Origin of the sequence: Oceanisphaera litoralis (assembly GCF_016907015.1) — a bacterium.
Lineage (GTDB): Bacteria > Pseudomonadota > Gammaproteobacteria > Enterobacterales > Aeromonadaceae > Oceanimonas > Oceanimonas litoralis.
Genome location: NZ_JAFBBE010000014.1, coordinates 23,613 through 39,094, shown reverse-complemented (window position 1 = coordinate 39,094; position 15,482 = coordinate 23,613). Strand labels below are relative to the sequence as shown.

Sequence of the window (15,482 nt, the reverse complement as noted above, 5' to 3'; positions counted from 1 at the left end):
ATTATGTTATAAATATCTTTCTACCACTATAGAACAGCTACAAGAGAATAATAAAAAAAGAGAATGCATTTACTACAACGGCATGAAAAATATAAAAAATATCTTATGAAAGCACCGATCAAGATCGACATATAGAAGCCCGAAAGTAGAAGCCCGGCAGTGTTTTCGAAACATCATGCCGGGCACATAAGGGACTCAATCAAAACAAGCTGCTGCCAGAAAATATCAATACCCCCTATTCCTCGTTGCCGAACGAATCCGCGTCGATATTTGCTGCTGATTTCTAATGGCATTCATTTGCTGTGGTGTTGTAATATTAATTTCCAGGTTAATATTTGTGTTAATACCACTCTGTGAATTTTCAAGTATGTAACCTACGCTCCTATTGTTATAGAAAGGGGTTATTTTCATACCATCCGGGAGACCACTTACTTCTGGCAAAACCAAACGATTGTTTGCAACATTGAAAACATCACTGAAAAAAACCCTATTACCATTAACCAGGGCCTCCATCCTCAACCCTATTGAGTAATCGATACCAGGAAGTTTAAATCCTCCTCGCTGCTGCTCTAATACGCTTTCCGTCAAGGCTGGCGTATTTTCAAGAGAAACGTAAAAACTTTTCGAAAATGCCATAACTGGAATAACCAGAACAGAAACTATCAACCACTTCATCTTTATCACCCCAATCAGTAATCATACTCTGATGGCAACATAAGATCTGTAAGGTGAGGAAAGCGCTGCATAAGCGCCATTCTTGAAGGTGCATCCTCGGCAGAATGCTCCCAATCTTCTCTTTGGTTGAAACTAGCCTTGGCCAGCTCAACTTTATCTCTTATGAACAGAAAGATTCCATCACTACTTTTGTCAAAATCATCACCACTCATAATATGCAAACCCAACGAAGGATCACCTATCAGTACCTTTTCTTCAGTTAGCCCTTTAACCACTACAAAGTGGTTGTAACCGTTATAGTTTACCAAGGCAATAGCCGGCATACCCAGTTCAATGACACTAGCCCTGTCAAGCTTGTAACCATCAGACTTAATACCTCTTCTCGCCAAAAAATTTTTCATGTCGAGCATTGAGAAACCTTTCTTCTCTATTATATTTTTATCACCGAATCTGAACATTTCTTCAAAGACTGCTGCTTCAGTTATCGGCATGGCATAATGATGGGTAAGCAGGGATGCCAACGCAGCCGAACCACAACTAAAATCATACTTCTGCTTTACTACCTCCCCAAACCTGATTTCATCAAAACTTTTAACCGGCACTCTTAGATGCCCCCCTCCAGCGCCAGGTAAGTTCAAAGCAAAACTGGCTGCTGGAAAAAAAACCATCATCCATAATATTTTTTTCATATCATTTTGCCGAATATAAATTAACCGAGGCGCTCATATTGGTCAGATTGTTATTACCGGAAGTCAGGTTGACCATGATAATACCATTTGAACCACTGAAGGCACCAGCTGCTATAGCATTGTTCCCGGTAATAGAAACCGAATCAATCATGTTGTTTCCTGCTACCATACCTCCCTGCGCTGTAATATTGTCCTGATCAGTAAGCTGAGCCATACCCCTGCTTTTCCCAAGCAGAGCATCATCAGCAACCGGAATCATATCCAACTCCTGACCAGCGAGGACGGAAAAACTCAAAAAAGCAGATAGCAATATCACCCTTTTCATATCCCCTCCGAGTAAGTGGCCGGTTCCATAAAAAGAACCGGCATTTTATCAATGATTAAAACTGCTGACTGGCGTTTACGTTAACACTTTGTTGTCCCAGGGCGCTTTGCCCGGAGATAGCTTGCTGAGTGTTGATACCATTGGTAGCACCTGTATTACCCACGGTATTATTGCCTGATCTGATAAGAGAGACAGAAAAGACATTAACAGAGGCATCAGCCCTGGCTGTCTGAGCCAGATCCTGATCGGGCATCAAACCTGCCAGGCCGAGACCGGCACCGGCACCGGCACCGGCACCCTGACCGATACCCAGGCCATCGGCATCGTTGAAGCTAATACCCAGACCCAGAAGGCCAAAGCCAAGTCCCAGGGAGTCACCGCCCTCACCGACGCCAACACCCAGACCTACACCCAAGCCAAGACCCAAGCCCGCACCAAGGTTGGCACTTTTTTGACCGGCATAGGCCGCATTGTCGTTATAGGCGTCGGCATAGGCAGATACGTATGATTTTGACTTGGTATCGCCGGTATAACCCATTTGATAGGTTGTGTTGTATTGATTGTTTACCTTGTACTCTTTATTGATTTTATAAAAGGTTGTATAGTCCCAATCATACTTCCAGACATACTTGTCATAATCTATGACAACACTCTCATCGTTTGCCTGGTTACCAGACCCATTATAATTGTGGCTGCCGTCGTCATAGTGTTTATCACCGCCTTTTTTGTAAGAATCATGACCATAGCCGTAGCCACCCTCATATCCTGCTGCTGCTGCACCAAATGAAGCACCTACGGCCAATGCAACCAGCACTGTCAGTGTTTTCTTTTGCATAGACATAATAAATTCCCTCTTCTTTTACCAATGTGTGCATCTAATTATTCATCCATCCATGTAACCTGGACGAATTCAGGGTTTTCTTCCTAACCCTGAGATAAAGATTAGTTGAGGCAAAAATATGAGATGTATCAAATATGACTTCTCACCAACCACTTTGATATATATCTCACTTACAAGGCAAACATAAGTAATAACTTGTCTCATCTATAAGACACAGCGTAATAAAATTTATAGCGGCACTCGATGAGTTCATGACTTTCTTAACAAAAACAATATCATGACGCAGATGTGAATAACGAAAAGGAACAGCCTTTATAGGCTGGTTACCTCATTTTACATGATAAGGAATCAATTGACACTTATCAACGACGGGTCAAGTGTTAACCTAAATAGCCGTATAGAGTGATGAAGATGGAACAAGGAAAGAAATTTTTATCTGCGCCTCCATACTGAAACTAAAAATTAAAAAAGGGCCAATTGGCCCTTTTTTAATTTATTTTTCACTGCATTATTGCTTGTTCACCCCACTCTGCGGATGCTTTCCTGCTCTGTGTCACGGCTTGACAGGCGCCCCAGCGATCGCATGTCGTATCCGGAGGGTACCTGATGTACCCGCAAGCCGAATTCCTGCAGTACCGCAAATACGTGATCGAAGATATCTCCCTGAATGCCTTCATACTCCACCCAGCTGGTGGTGTTGGTAAAGGCATAGATTTCCATCGGTATGCCATTGGGGGTGGGCTCGAGCTGACGTACCATCAGCGTCATCTGTTGATGGATGCGCGGATGACTCTTCAGAAAGGTGTTCAGGTAGGCGCGGAAGGTGCCGAGATTGGTCAGCCGCCGGCCGTTGACCAGTGACGACAGGTCCAGCTGCTGCTCGCTGTTATAGCGATTGACTTCCTGCACCTTCTGCTTCAGATACGGCGCCAGCAGCCTGGCCCGCTGCAGGCGAGCCACATCCTCTTCATCCAGAAAGCACACGCTGCTGCTGTCAATCATCAGGCTGCGCTTGATGCGTCGTCCGCCCGACTCGCTCATGCCGCGCCAGTTCTTGAAGGAATCGGAAATCAGCGCATAGGTAGGAATGGTGGTAATGGTTTTATCCCAGTTTTGCACCTTGACCGTGGTCAGGCCTATGTCGATCACGGCACCATCGGCACCGTATTGGGGCATTTCCAGCCAGTCGCCCACGGTCAGCATGTTATTGGCCGACAGCTGAATACCGGCGACCAGCCCGAGAATGGGATCCTTGAACACCAGCATCAGCACGGCGGTCATGGCACCCAGGCCGCTGAGCAGAATAAGTGGCGACTTGCCTATCAGGGTAGAGATGATCAGCAGGCCGATAAAGATGCTCGCGATCAGCTTGAGGCTCTGAAAGATGCCTCTCAAGGGAAAATTCTGCATGGCGGGATTTTGCTGAAAGATGTCCAGCAGGGCATCGAGCAGCGCAAACAACGACAGCAGGCCATAGAGCAGGATCCACAAGTGCGCCGCCGTCTGAATAACGGGCAACGCCAGGGCATCGCCGTCGAGCCAGAGCCCGGCCTGAATATGAATGATGATGCCCTGCAGGGTCTGCGCCAGCCGGTTGAACAGCTTGCGTTCAAAAAAGGCCTTGCGCCAGACCTGCCGACTAGCTTGTGCCCGACTGCCTACCCACGAGATCACCACCCGATGCAGGACGAAGTGGATGGTCGCCGAGATGATGATGATGAGCAGCAAGACGGCGGCGGTATAGGCCAGGCCCGCGTATTGTGGAATATAAGCATTCAACCAGGGCATTATGAGCCCCTTCAGGTCTTTTACCTCGTCCATCATGGTGTTCCGTTCAGTAACAGTCAGACCGACATGCTAAAGGCTATTACCACCACTATCAAACCCCGACCGTGGGCCCGTAAAGATAGGGGCCTCCGGCTTTCAGGGCGCGCAGATAAGCAGGCCGGGCCTGCAGGGCGGAAACATAGGCCCCAAGCCGGGGGTAGCTGTCGGCCAGCTCACTTCTGTGCATGGCGACCTCCAGCGGAAAGCTCATCTGGATGTCCGCCGCGCCGAAACGATGACCGGCAAACCAGTCATGGCAGGACAGGTGGTCGGCCACAAAATTCAGGTGCGTCCTTATCTGGTTGTGCAGGAAGGCCTTGTCCACCCCCGCCACTATTCTGTTGACGATGGGCCGGACAAAAAACAGCACCGGCGCCTGTTGCACCCTGTCGAACACATGGCGTATCAGCAGCGGCGGCATCAGGGATCCTTCCGCATAATGCAGCCAGTACACATAATCCCACCAGGCCGGGCTGTTATTGGCCGGCAACAGCGTGTCCCGACCATAGGTCTGCGCCAGGTAGTCGATGATGGCACCGGACTCGGCCAGGCTCATACCACCATCGGTCAGCACCGGCGCCTTGCCCAGCGGGTGTATGCGCTTCAGGCTGTCGGGCGCCAGCTGGGTGTCGCTATCGCGCCGGTAATGCCTGATCTCGTAGTCCAGCCCCAGCTCTTCCAGCAGCCAGAGAATGCGCTGGGAACGGGAGTTGTTCAGATGATGCAGCTCTATCACGTCATGTCTCCCTTGACGATGCCCATTCTCCCGGGCCTGAAAAATGAGATAACAAAACACCAACATAGCGGCTGTCATCCGCTTTATCTACATCGTAGATAAGTGCATCGCTGAGAAGTGCACCACAGAGAAGTACGCCGCAGATCCGCTGCCATCCCGCCGGTGACGCTATGGTCCCGAGACAGCCCCGAGACAGTGCCGAAATAATAGTCCCGAGCAATTAAGACTTATGTCGAATATAACAATTCGATAACAAGCCATACCATGGACTCCGCTATGACACCATTGAGATGGATACCATCAAGGAGACTCCCGTGTCACAACCCAGCCATCAAAGCTATCGCGAACAACGCAAGCCCCGGCGCGACTTCGACAGCCGTGCCGCCTATCTGGAGCATGAGCTGTCGATCATGTCGCCCAGGCGCTGGCGGATAAACCTGCCGTTCAAGGACTACAGCTTCGAGCTGGAAGATCTGGTGCCCGCCCTCGCCGCCACCATCGGCAAGATAGTGATGGTCGCCGCCGTGGTCGCCGCCTTCGCGGGGCCATTGGGACTGTCCGATGCCTTCGTGGTGGAAAACGTCCGCTTCGAAATGCTGATCGCCGCCGTCTTGTTCGTGATCCTGTTCTCGGGGCTTATCAACCCCACCGCCAACCTGGCCGGTACTCATGGCCCCATGATCCCGCTGATCCCGCTGATTGTCGCCTCCGGCGGCCACCCGCTGGCGCTGGGGCTGCTGGTCGGCCTGTTCGGCCTGCTGCTCAGCATCAGCAAGGGCGGCAGCAAGCTGATGGCGCTGACCAGCGACGGGGTGCGCGGCGGCCTGCTGATTTACCTGGGCGCCGTGGGCCTGTTCAGTCAGATCAAGGCACTCACCGCCTGGGCCAATGGCCTGGACATGGGCTATGTGGCCTTCGCGGTGATCCTGAGCACCATCATCATGTATGCCCTGCTGGCCCGGCTGGAAATGCGCTGGTTGTCCATTCCGCTCGGCTCCGGCATCGCCTTCGTCATCGCCATCGCCTTGGGTGCGCCGTTCGAGTTTGTTACCGAGCCCGGCATGCCCCACCTCTCTCCTTCCTACTGGTGGGGCGAAAACACCGGCTGGCAGATGGGCTGGCCCGAGTTGCACCATTTCATCAGCGTGGCCCCCTTCGCCGTGCTGGCGGTGGCCATGTGGTCACCCGACTTCATGGGGCACAGGGTATTCCAGGAGCTGAACTACCCGAAAAAAGCCACCAGGGTGCTGATGAACGTGGACGATACCATGGGCATTGCCTCGGTCCGTCAGGCTGTGGGCAGCCTGCTGGGCGGCGGCAACCTGGCGTCTTCCTGGGGTACCTACATGATTCCCGCCGCCATCGCCAAGCGCCCCATTCCCGCCGGCGCCATACTGACCGGGGTATTTTGCATCATAGCCGCGCTCTGGGGTTACCCCATGGATCTGGCCGTCTGGGCGCCGGTACTGCGGGTGGCCCTGATCGTGGGGGTATTCATGCCGCTGCTGGAAGCGGGCATGCAGATGACCCGCAACACCACCAGCAGCCAGTCTGCCGGCATAGTGGTGTTCGCCTCCGCCTTCGTTAACCCCGTGTTCGGCTGGTCCATGACCATGCTGCTCGACAATCTGGGGCTGATTGGCGACAAGGAGCGCGGCAAAACCCTGCGCCGGACCGACCGCTGGGTGATCCCCGGCATTACCTTTGTCATCCTGCTGGCCATCATGGCCGCCGTGGGCATGCTGCCGGGCATACCGGCGCTGATCACTGCGGAATAACTCTCTGTGAGGGGTGAAGGGTAAGGCGTGAGGAGACTCCTCACTCTTTACTCCTCACCCCTTACTCTTTACCCCTCACTGTTAAAAGCAAACTCCGGCGCCAGTCGGCTCAGGCCCAGGCCCTGGCTCTTGCTCAGCTTGATCTGCACCGGCACCCGCTCTTTCAGCGCCTCTATATGGCTGATCACCCCGATCATCTTGCCGCTGGCGTTGAGCGCATCCAGCGCATCCAGTGCCACCTCAAGGGTTTCCGCATCCAGGGTGCCGAAGCCTTCGTCCAGAAACAGCGAGTCGATACGGGTCTTGCTGCTGACCAGATCCGACAGCGCCAATGCCAGCGCCAGACTGACCAGGAAGCTTTCGCCGCCGGACAGGGTCTGAGTGTCGCGCGCCACGTCCGCCTGCCAGGTATCGATCACCAACAGCTCCAGCTCGCCACCCGCCTTGCGGGCCAGCCGATAGCGGCCGTGCAGCCGTACCAAGCGCTGATTGGCCAGCTGCACCAGATGTTCCAGGGTCAACCCCTGGGCGAAACGGCGATACTTGGCACCGTCCGCCGAACCGATCAGGTGATTCAGCTGATCCCACAACTGCAGCTGTTGTCGCTGCGCCGCTATCTCGGCAAACAGCGCCTGCTGGCGCTCCCTTTGCTGTCGGTCCCGCTCCAGCCGCTCTCCGAATCCGCCCAGCCGCTGCTGCAAGACGCTTTCCGCCTGCTGCAACCCTGTTACCCGTGATTCCAGCTCGGTCAGGGCGTCCGGCTGACGCTCACCCAACCGCTGCCATTCCTGCTCTGCCCGTTCAAGCAGGGTGCTGGCGCGCTCGACGCCTTGCTGCAACTGCCCGAGCCGGGTTTCCAGCCGCTCCCGCTCTTCATCACTCAGCAGCGCCGCCATGAAGGCCGCTTCGTCGGCAAAGTCGCTTTGCGCCAGTGCCTGTTGCCATTGCCGCTGCCAATCGACGAGTTCGGCTTCCAGCGCCGCCAGCTGACGTTGTTGCAGTTCCAGTGCCGAACTCTCCTTATGAACCCCTGCCTCCAGCGTCGGCAGCCGGGCATCCGCCAGCTCTGCCGCCGCCTGCGGCTCGGCCGTGGTGACAGCTTCCCGCTCCGCCAACCCCAAGGCTTGCCAACGCCGTTGCCACTGCTGCACCCGTATGTCGGCCTGCCGCTGATCCGCCGCCCGCTGCTGCCGTTGTTCCGCCAGCTGTTGCCATTGCTGTTGCTGTTGCTGCCAGCTTTGCCATTGCCGCTCGATTTGCCGTAGCCAGCCGGACCAGTCGGCGGGCGCCTCCCATCCCTGTTCGGCCAGCTCGGTGGCAAGCCGCCGTTGCATATCGGCACTCTGTTGCCGACTGTTCTGCAGCTCATCCTCAAGCTGCTGCAACTGCTGCATCTGATTCAGGCTTTGCTGCTCCAGCAACTGCTGCCGGTGTGCGAGATCGTTCACCTGCTGCCGTGCATTCCGCTCGTCCAGCTCGGCCCGGGACTGCGCCAGCCTTGCGGTGTCAAGCTGTTCCGCCAGCGGCTCTAGCTGCTGTAATTGCTGCCGACGTTGTGCCAATTGCTCGGGCCAGTCCGCTTCGCTCATGGCCAGATCCGACAGTTGCTGCTGCTGGCGAACCGTCCACTCCCGATGCTGTCGGCTCAGCTCGCCCCGACGCAGCTCACCCTGATCCAGCTTCAGCTTCAGCGCCAGCTGACGGTGACCCAGTTCCTGACCCTCTTGCTCCAGCTCCTCAAGCTGTTGACGCTTCTCTGCCAGCTCGTTGGCAGTACTGTCATCCAGCGCCCGATAGGCCTCGATGGCCGGATGTGACTCACTGCCACACAGGGGGCAGGCTTCTCCCGGCTGCAGCCGGACCCGGTGCTGCTCAAGATCCCGAATGCGTTGTTCCTGCACCAGCAGCTTTTCCTTGTCGCGGATCAGCTCCTTGAGCTGCGCATATTGCTGGCGGCATTGCTTGAGCTGAAGCTCACCCTGCTGCCACAGCAGCGTGTGTTCCGCCTGTTGTTCGCTCAGAGTTTGCTGCTCTGCCTGCTGTTGTTGCAGCTGTTCCGCCCCCTGCTGCAGGGCCGACCACAACGGCTGCTGACGATGCAGGCCCTGCAGTCGGCGGTTGAACTCGGTTTCCTCCTCGCCATTCAGCAGTTGTAATCGTGTCTGCTGTCGTGCCTGGTGGTCCTGCTCCGCCTGCGCCAGAGCCTCTGCGGCCGCTTTCTGCTCCCGGGCGAGCTGTTGCAACCGGGCGTCGGTCTGCTGCCGCTGCTGCTGGCTGTCTTGCCGCTTGGTCTCCAGATCCCCCAGCCGGCGCTGCGTGTCGGCCAGTTGCCCTATGGTCCCGCGCCAGCCCGCCAGCAGCTCTCCCAGCCGGGCACCGGCCGGGTTGCCGGCCATGGCCTGCTCCAGCCGTTGCTGAGCGGCCTCAAGCTCTGTCTGCTGGCGCGCCAGTTCATCCTGGTACTGGCAGCTGAACGCCAGCCCCTGCCAGCAGGTGCCGTTGCGTTCATCTTCCAGCGCCGTCAGCCTTGCTTGTTGAGACTTCAACTCCCCCATCAGACCCTGCTGCCGTTTGAGCCCCTGCTGAACGTGCTGCCAGAGGGGATGCAGACGGGCCGCCGGCCCGGCGGCGTTCAACCGGGCCTGTTCGGGGGCGGCCTGCTCCAGCGCCATCCCCGCCCGTTGCCGCTCCTGCCGGGCGCCGGCCAGTTGCCGCTCGCACCGATCCCATTCCTGCCGCTGCTGCAATGCCACCCGGGACTGCTGCAGCTCACCCTGCCGCGCCGTCAGCTCTTGCTCCAGTCCGCTTGCTTCTTCTGCTATCAGGCTGCGCTCTTCTTCGCTCAGCAACGCCATGCCTTCCGCCCTGGCCTCAAGTTGCCCCAGGGCACTTTTCTGCTCCCGGGTCTGTTCGAACACCCGCTTCGAGATCTGGGCGTAGATATCGGTGCCGGTCAGCTCTTCCAACAGTTCGGCCCGCTCGTTGGCGTCTGCGTGCAGAAAGGCGGCAAAGCCGCCCTGGGCCAGCAGCATGGATTTGGTAAAGCGGCCAAAATCCAGGCCGCTCAGCTGCTCGGTCAGATTCAGCTTGTCGTTGATTTTGGTGGTGATAATGGTGCCGTCGAGCCGGGCCAGTTCCACCCTGGGGGCCTGCAGCTTGCCGTCAACCCTGTCCCGGGAGCGGCGCTGGCTCCAGAAGGCGCGATAGCCTGCTCCCTTGATCTCGAATTCCACCTCCGCCAGGCAATCGGCGGTATGGCGGGTCATCAGCTCGTTGCCGCTGGCAGACACCGATTTCATGCGCGGCGTCTGATGATAGAGCGCCAGACAGATGGCATCGAGCAGCGTGGTCTTGCCGGCGCCGGTGGGGCCCGTGATGGCGAAGAGGCCACTGTCCCGAAACGGCGACCGGGTAAAGTCGATTTTCCACTCCCCTTTCAGGGAGTTCAGGTTTTTCAGGCGCAGGCTGAGGATCTTCATGCTTCTTCCTCCATCTGCACCAATAGCTGGCGATACAGCTCGCTCAGCGCCTGTTGCCGTTCGGCCTCCAGCGGCTCCGGTTCCAGCCTGCGCTCGAACACCTCCACCGGCGTCAGCTCGCTCAGGGTCACGCCCTGCTCGGCGGTCAGGCCGTCACCGCCCCGGGTTCGTTGCCGACGCACCACTAATATTTCCAGCGGCAAGCCTTCGGCCAGCTGCTCCACCCGGGGTTGCAAGTCACTCAGGTAATCATCTTCACTGACCGTCACTTCCAGCCAGACCGGTACCTCGTGGGCGACGGCGACCTGCTGCATCGCCTCCGCCAGTTGCTCCAGATTGCCTCCGACCCTGGCCAAAGGCTGAAACACCGGCACCGGCAGCGGGGTCACCGCCTGCAGGCCCTCGCCATTCACCTCGACCAGCAAGACTTCCTTCTGCTGCCCCACTTCATCGAAGCTCAGCGCGATGGGCGAGCCGCAATAGCGAATGTGCTCGTGGCCACCCACCTTCTGCGGCCGGTGAATATGCCCCAGGGCGAGGTAGTCGACCGGGGGAAAGGCGCCGGCGGGAAAGGCATCCAGGGTGCCGATGTAGATCTCCCGCACCGAGTCGCTGCTGCTGGCCCCGACTGTGGTCAGGTGGCCGGTGGCGACGATGGGCAGCGACCGCCTTCCCACCGTGGGGGCCAGCTGGTCCCGCAGCTGTTCGGCCCGCTCGAACAACTGTTGGTAATGATCGGCGATGGCCTGTTGCAGCGCCTGCTGCTTGTCGGCGGCACTCTGCCCGGCTTCGCTGGCCATCACCTCGCGTGCCCGCATGAAGGGCACGGCACACAATATCGCACCCGGCTGACCGTCACTGTCCGGCAGCACCAGCACCTGATGATCGGCATCGTCCAACATGCCCGGTATGACCTGTACATTCAGGTACCCCAGCAGGCTCCGCGACTCGTTCAGCATGGCGACCGAGTCGTGATTGCCGCCCAGAACCACCAGTTGGGCGCCGGTGTGCTGCAGCTCGACGATAAAGCCGTTATACAGCTCGCGGGCATAGCTGGGCGGGGTCCCGGTATCGAATATGTCTCCCGCCACCAGCACCGCCGCCACCTCCTGCTCCTTTACCTGCTCGACCAGCCAGCTCAGAAAGGCCTTGTGTTCATCGTGGCGGGTTTTACCCATGAAATGCTGGCCCAGATGCCAGTCGGAGGTGTGCAGTATGCGCATGGTGACTCTTGTTGTTGACGGCGGTGACCGCTATTAAACCCGCTAAGCCGATGGCTGGCAAATCTCCCTTGGCGGCGGAGGAAGACTTGCTAGACTGGACCTTTACCGCTGATTTGTACTGATACATGTCCTTTTCCTACGATTATCTCGCCCTGGCGGCGGCCACCTGCTGGGCCCTGGCCAGCCTGCTGTCGGCCAACGCCGCCCGCCACCTGGGCGCCTTCGCCTTTTCCCGCTGGCGCATGTTCTGTGTCAGCCTGATGCTGTGGTCGGTCGCACTGCTGACCGGCGGCTGGAGCAGCCTTAGCAGCCACGGCCTGAGCATCATGGCGATATCCGGCCTTATCGGGATTTTTATCGGAGACACGGCGCTGTTTGCCGCCATGAACCGGCTCGGTCCCCGCCGGGCCGGGGTGCTGTTTGCCACCCATGCGCTGTTTTCCGTTCTGCTGGCCTACCTGGTGTTCGGTGAGGTGATCGCAGGCCTGACCCTGGTCGGTTGCTTCCTGCTGGTAGGGGCCGTGATGACCGCCATTTTCATGGGCAAACGCAGCAATGAAACCCACGCCTGGGAGCAGGATAACGGCAGCCCCGGGCCGGGTATCGCCCTGGGGCTGGTGTCGGCCTTGTGTCAGTCGGTGGCGACCCTGATGGTGAAACCGGTGATGACGAGCGACACTGACCCGATAGATCCGGTATCGGCCTCGGCGGTGCGTATGAGTGCCGCTTTTCTGGCCCACCTGGTGCTGCTGTGGTGCGGGCTTTCGGTTGCCAAACCCTTGCGCCGCATCAACTGGTCAATCTTCGCCATGGTGGCGCTGAATGCCTTTCTGGCGATGGGCGTCGGCATGACGCTGATTCTGCTGGCCCTGCGCCATGGCGAGGTGGGCATGGTGGCCATGCTGAGTTCGGTGAGCCCGGTGCTGGTACTGCCGTTATTGTGGCTGTTCATGAAGCGCCGCCCGGCCAATGGGGCCTGGCTGGGGGCGCTGGCAACCGTGATTGGCGCCCTACTGATAGTGGGTCGTCATTAGCATGAAACCGCCATGTTTCAGGGCGTCATGTTTAGGACATCATGTTTTAGAACATCAGGCTTTAGGGCGTCATGCTTTAGAGTGATAACCCTTCTTCATCGAGCGCACGACGCACCCCGGGATCGGCTTTCATGTCCTGAAAGTGGCGGGCCACATGAGGATAGGCACTGAGCCCGTCGGGCAACACGCGCGAGGCCCAGAAGGTAAACACGAAGGCGCAGGCATCAACTATGCTGCAGTGCTCATCCATATACCAGCTGCGGCTGGACAGATGGTGGTCCATCCGCTGCAACAAGGGCGCCGCCTGGGCCGGCACCGCCGCCTTGATGGCATCCAGCGCGGCGACACGGGTATCCGTGGTGTATTTCCGGGCAGTAAAGTGTGGCGCCAGGGCCCGAAATACGTCGGTATTGAAGAAGCTCAGCCAGTAATCGCACTGATATAGCAGTACAGGGTCGGTACCCGGCCCCAGATGCTCGCCTTCGGGCAGCCGCGACAAATAACGCAAGATGGCGCTATTCTGGTACAGGTTCCCCATTTCTTCGGTAAACAGTACCGGCACCGCGGCCATATAGTTGATATCGAGGAACTCGGGATCCCGGGTATCCACTCGCTCCAGCTCATAGGGAAGGTCCAACCAGGACAACACGATATGAGGAGCGAGTGAGCAAGCGCCCGGCCTGTAATATAACTTCATTCCATTACCTCCTTGGTGGCCACTCGGCCTGTCTGCATTCGTGATATGACGCCGGCCCGAGCATCCGACCTTCACCTTGCTCAATTATCGGCAAAAAACCGGACATTCGCGATCTTCCCGCCCGAACCTGGCCATTCGGATAGTCAGGAAATTGAAGCAGGCCTCAGTCTTCCACCGCCAGCAGCATTTTTTTCAACAAAACGGCAAACTGTTGCTGCTCATCATCCGACAGGGCGCCGGCCAGCTCGGCCTCGGCGGCAAGGTGATGCCTGACCGCCTCTTCCACTATCCTGAAGCCCTGTTCGGTGAGCGTCACTATCACGCCTCTCCGGTCGTGATCCGCCTGAGCCCGGCTGACCAGGCCACGGCTTTCCAGTCGATTGATACGATTGGTCAGGGCGCCGGAAGAAATCAGCACCATGGACTGCAACTGGTTGGGTGACAGCTGGAAAGAAGGCGGATGCCGACGCAATGCCGCCAGCACATCGAATTCGCCTACATTCAACTCGTAATGCGCCAAATCCTGCAGCACCCGGCGGGTAATGAAATATTCGAGCCGCACGATACGGCCGATCACCTCGGTACTGTCAAAATCCAGGTCGGGCCGAGCACGGTGCCACAGGGTAACGATGCGGTCGATTTGATCCATCACCTGATCGCCGGTGCCGGAAGAAGAAGAGGTAGTCTGCATGTGGTTATCATTCATTGTTATCGGGCGCTCCGTTATGCTGGCAGCCATTTTCATATCAAGAGATATTGATAATAACATAAAGAATTCCGTCGCCGCGCGGCTGTCATGCCTCCCGAACCGCCGCCAATACGGTTTTTTTTTCAGGCCTCCCCGGTTTTAACCGGACCGTTTAATGACCGCCGCACTTGGGGTATACTCCGCGGGTTTAACGAAATTCAATGGAAATAAATAAGCCAACTGGGAGAATAAAAAGGTGAGCCTGTTAAGAAACCTGTTGCTTGCCGGCGTTGCCGCTGCCTCTTTGAGTGGTATGGCCTACGCCGCCAATGATATGTCGCCAGAAGCCGTTGCCGAGCGCACCAAGCCGGTAGGCAGTGTCTACACCGCCGCCGATCTGGAAGGCATTGTCGATACCGCCACCGTCGGAAGCAGCAGCGAACCCGCCGCACCGCGCAGCGGTGATGCGGTGTTCACCGCCGCCTGTGCCGCCTGCCACACCACCGGCGCTGCCGGCGCGCCCATCAAGGGTGATGCCGCCGCCTGGGAAGCCCGTATCGCCAAGGGTCGCGATACCCTGCTGGATCACGCGCTGAATGGCTTCAACGCCATGCCGCCTCGTGGTGCCTGCGGCAACTGCTCGGATGAAGAGATTGCCAGCGCCGTTGATTACATGATCGACGCCATCTGAGCGATAACCCCGCCTTGCCGGCACCGGTTCGGCAATCCTGATCAAAGCCCCCGCCCGGGGGCTTTTTGCGTTAAGGTCACCCGACGTCCCCCCATTCTGGACAACGGGCAGTAAAACTCCGAGAATAGCCGGCCCATTTACCCTGGAACTTGTATATCCATGTCCGCACACATTACCCAGATCTCCAAAGCCGCCCTGCAGTTTCTGCTGCTTGTTATATGTACGCTCTTTGCCCCTCTGGCCGTCACGGTTGACGTTGTGGTCTTGCGCCACGGGATGCCGGAGTGGGGCTTCACCGAACTGCTGCAGGCCCTGCTCATACTGCTGTCGGCCCTGCTGTGTGCAGCGGGAGCGGTCCGGGTCAGGGAACAGCGTGGTTTTCTTATCCTGATCAGCGGCTTCTTCTTCTCCATGTTTATTCGGGAGTTTGATTTTCTGCTGGATGATGTGCAAGACAACCTCTGGCAATACTGTGTGCTGGCCGTCTTTCTGGTCTCGGTGGCTCTGGCCGCCCGCTATCGCCAGAGCACGCTGCATGGCATGACGAACGCCATTCACTCGGTGCCTTTTAACTATGTACTGATGGGCATCGCCACCCTGCTGTGCTTCAGCCGGGTATTTGGCACCGGCGCCATATGGGAAGCGGTGCTCGACGGGCAGGATGGCGCCGATGTCTTCCTCGTCAAGAGTGTGGTGCAGGAAGGACTGGAGTTGTTTGCCTACGGCATTATCTTTCACAGCACAGCGCTATTCTGGCTGCTGCAGGTGCGCCCCAGCAAGGCTCAAGCAAGCTAACCCC

The 15,482-nt window shown here is 57.3% G+C and carries 14 protein-coding genes; 4 read left to right on the top strand and 10 right to left on the bottom strand.

Annotated features, from left to right (window positions below; translation table 11 throughout):
- Positions 1 to 225 precede the first annotated feature (225 nt).
- The 6 genes from HNR62_RS09855 to HNR62_RS09830 all read right to left on the bottom strand — a co-directional run bounded on the left by HNR62_RS09855 (position 226) and on the right by HNR62_RS09830 (position 5,093).
- Positions 226 to 675, bottom strand: coding sequence for a hypothetical protein (locus HNR62_RS09855; RefSeq protein ID WP_204795914.1), 450 nt, complete (start codon positions 673 to 675; stop codon positions 226 to 228).
- Between the two features lie 14 nt (positions 676 to 689).
- Complete coding sequence (locus HNR62_RS09850) at positions 690 to 1,364, bottom strand: C39 family peptidase (RefSeq protein ID WP_204795913.1); 675 nt, start codon at positions 1,362 to 1,364, stop codon at positions 690 to 692.
- Between the two features lies 1 nt (position 1,365).
- Positions 1,366 to 1,689, bottom strand: a complete 324-nt coding sequence (locus tag HNR62_RS09845) for a hypothetical protein (RefSeq protein WP_204795912.1) — start codon at positions 1,687 to 1,689, stop codon at positions 1,366 to 1,368.
- A 55-nt stretch (positions 1,690 to 1,744) separates the two neighbouring features.
- The gene (locus HNR62_RS09840) at positions 1,745 to 2,530 is read right to left on the bottom strand and encodes a hypothetical protein (protein WP_204795911.1); all 786 of its coding nucleotides are present in this window, start codon (positions 2,528 to 2,530) and stop codon (positions 1,745 to 1,747) included.
- A 519-nt stretch (positions 2,531 to 3,049) separates the two neighbouring features.
- Entirely contained in the window at positions 3,050 to 4,333 is a 1,284-nt protein-coding gene (locus HNR62_RS09835; RefSeq protein WP_420827155.1) for a mechanosensitive ion channel family protein, read from the bottom strand.
- A gap of 76 nt (positions 4,334 to 4,409) precedes the next feature.
- Positions 4,410 to 5,093 (bottom strand): glutathione S-transferase N-terminal domain-containing protein, encoded by a 684-nt coding sequence (locus HNR62_RS09830; protein WP_204795910.1) that lies wholly within the window; start codon positions 5,091 to 5,093, stop codon positions 4,410 to 4,412.
- 314 nt (positions 5,094 to 5,407) lie between these two features.
- On the opposite strand from HNR62_RS09830, the gene HNR62_RS09825 reads away from it, so the two are divergent.
- The gene (locus HNR62_RS09825; protein WP_338044097.1) at positions 5,408 to 6,871 is read left to right on the top strand and encodes a DUF3360 family protein; all 1,464 of its coding nucleotides are present in this window, start codon (positions 5,408 to 5,410) and stop codon (positions 6,869 to 6,871) included.
- Positions 6,872 to 6,939: 68 nt separating this feature from the next.
- Here HNR62_RS09825 and HNR62_RS09820 read toward each other — a convergent pair whose 3' ends face one another.
- Positions 6,940 to 10,350, bottom strand: coding sequence for an AAA family ATPase (locus HNR62_RS09820; protein WP_204795908.1), 3,411 nt, complete (start codon positions 10,348 to 10,350; stop codon positions 6,940 to 6,942).
- The gene (sbcD, locus tag HNR62_RS09815; RefSeq protein ID WP_204795907.1) at positions 10,347 to 11,573 is read right to left on the bottom strand and encodes an exonuclease subunit SbcD; all 1,227 of its coding nucleotides are present in this window, start codon (positions 11,571 to 11,573) and stop codon (positions 10,347 to 10,349) included. Before sbcD ends, HNR62_RS09820 begins: the two co-directional genes overlap by 4 nt.
- Before the next feature lie 125 nt (positions 11,574 to 11,698).
- On the opposite strand from sbcD, the gene HNR62_RS09810 reads away from it, so the two are divergent.
- A complete protein-coding gene (locus tag HNR62_RS09810; RefSeq protein ID WP_204795906.1) occupies positions 11,699 to 12,607 on the top strand; it encodes a DMT family transporter in 909 nt (302 codons plus the stop codon).
- A 76-nt stretch (positions 12,608 to 12,683) separates the two neighbouring features.
- Here HNR62_RS09810 and HNR62_RS09805 read toward each other — a convergent pair whose 3' ends face one another.
- Positions 12,684 to 13,304: a glutathione S-transferase family protein gene (locus tag HNR62_RS09805; RefSeq protein WP_204795905.1), complete on the bottom strand. Its 621-nt coding sequence runs from the start codon at positions 13,302 to 13,304 to the stop codon at positions 12,684 to 12,686.
- A gap of 163 nt (positions 13,305 to 13,467) precedes the next feature.
- Positions 13,468 to 13,995, bottom strand: a complete 528-nt coding sequence (locus HNR62_RS09800; RefSeq protein ID WP_239552719.1) for a MarR family winged helix-turn-helix transcriptional regulator — start codon at positions 13,993 to 13,995, stop codon at positions 13,468 to 13,470.
- 310 nt (positions 13,996 to 14,305) lie between these two features.
- Between HNR62_RS09800 and HNR62_RS09795 the strand changes: the two genes are divergently transcribed.
- Together HNR62_RS09795 and HNR62_RS09790 are read left to right on the top strand one after the other, a co-directional pair.
- Positions 14,306 to 14,683 carry a c-type cytochrome gene (locus HNR62_RS09795; protein ID WP_239552727.1) on the top strand — a complete coding sequence of 126 codons (378 nt, stop codon included), beginning with the start codon at positions 14,306 to 14,308 and terminating at the stop codon, positions 14,681 to 14,683.
- A gap of 159 nt (positions 14,684 to 14,842) precedes the next feature.
- Positions 14,843 to 15,478: a hypothetical protein gene (locus HNR62_RS09790; protein WP_204795903.1), complete on the top strand. Its 636-nt coding sequence runs from the start codon at positions 14,843 to 14,845 to the stop codon at positions 15,476 to 15,478.
- Positions 15,479 to 15,482: the final 4 nt, after the last annotated feature.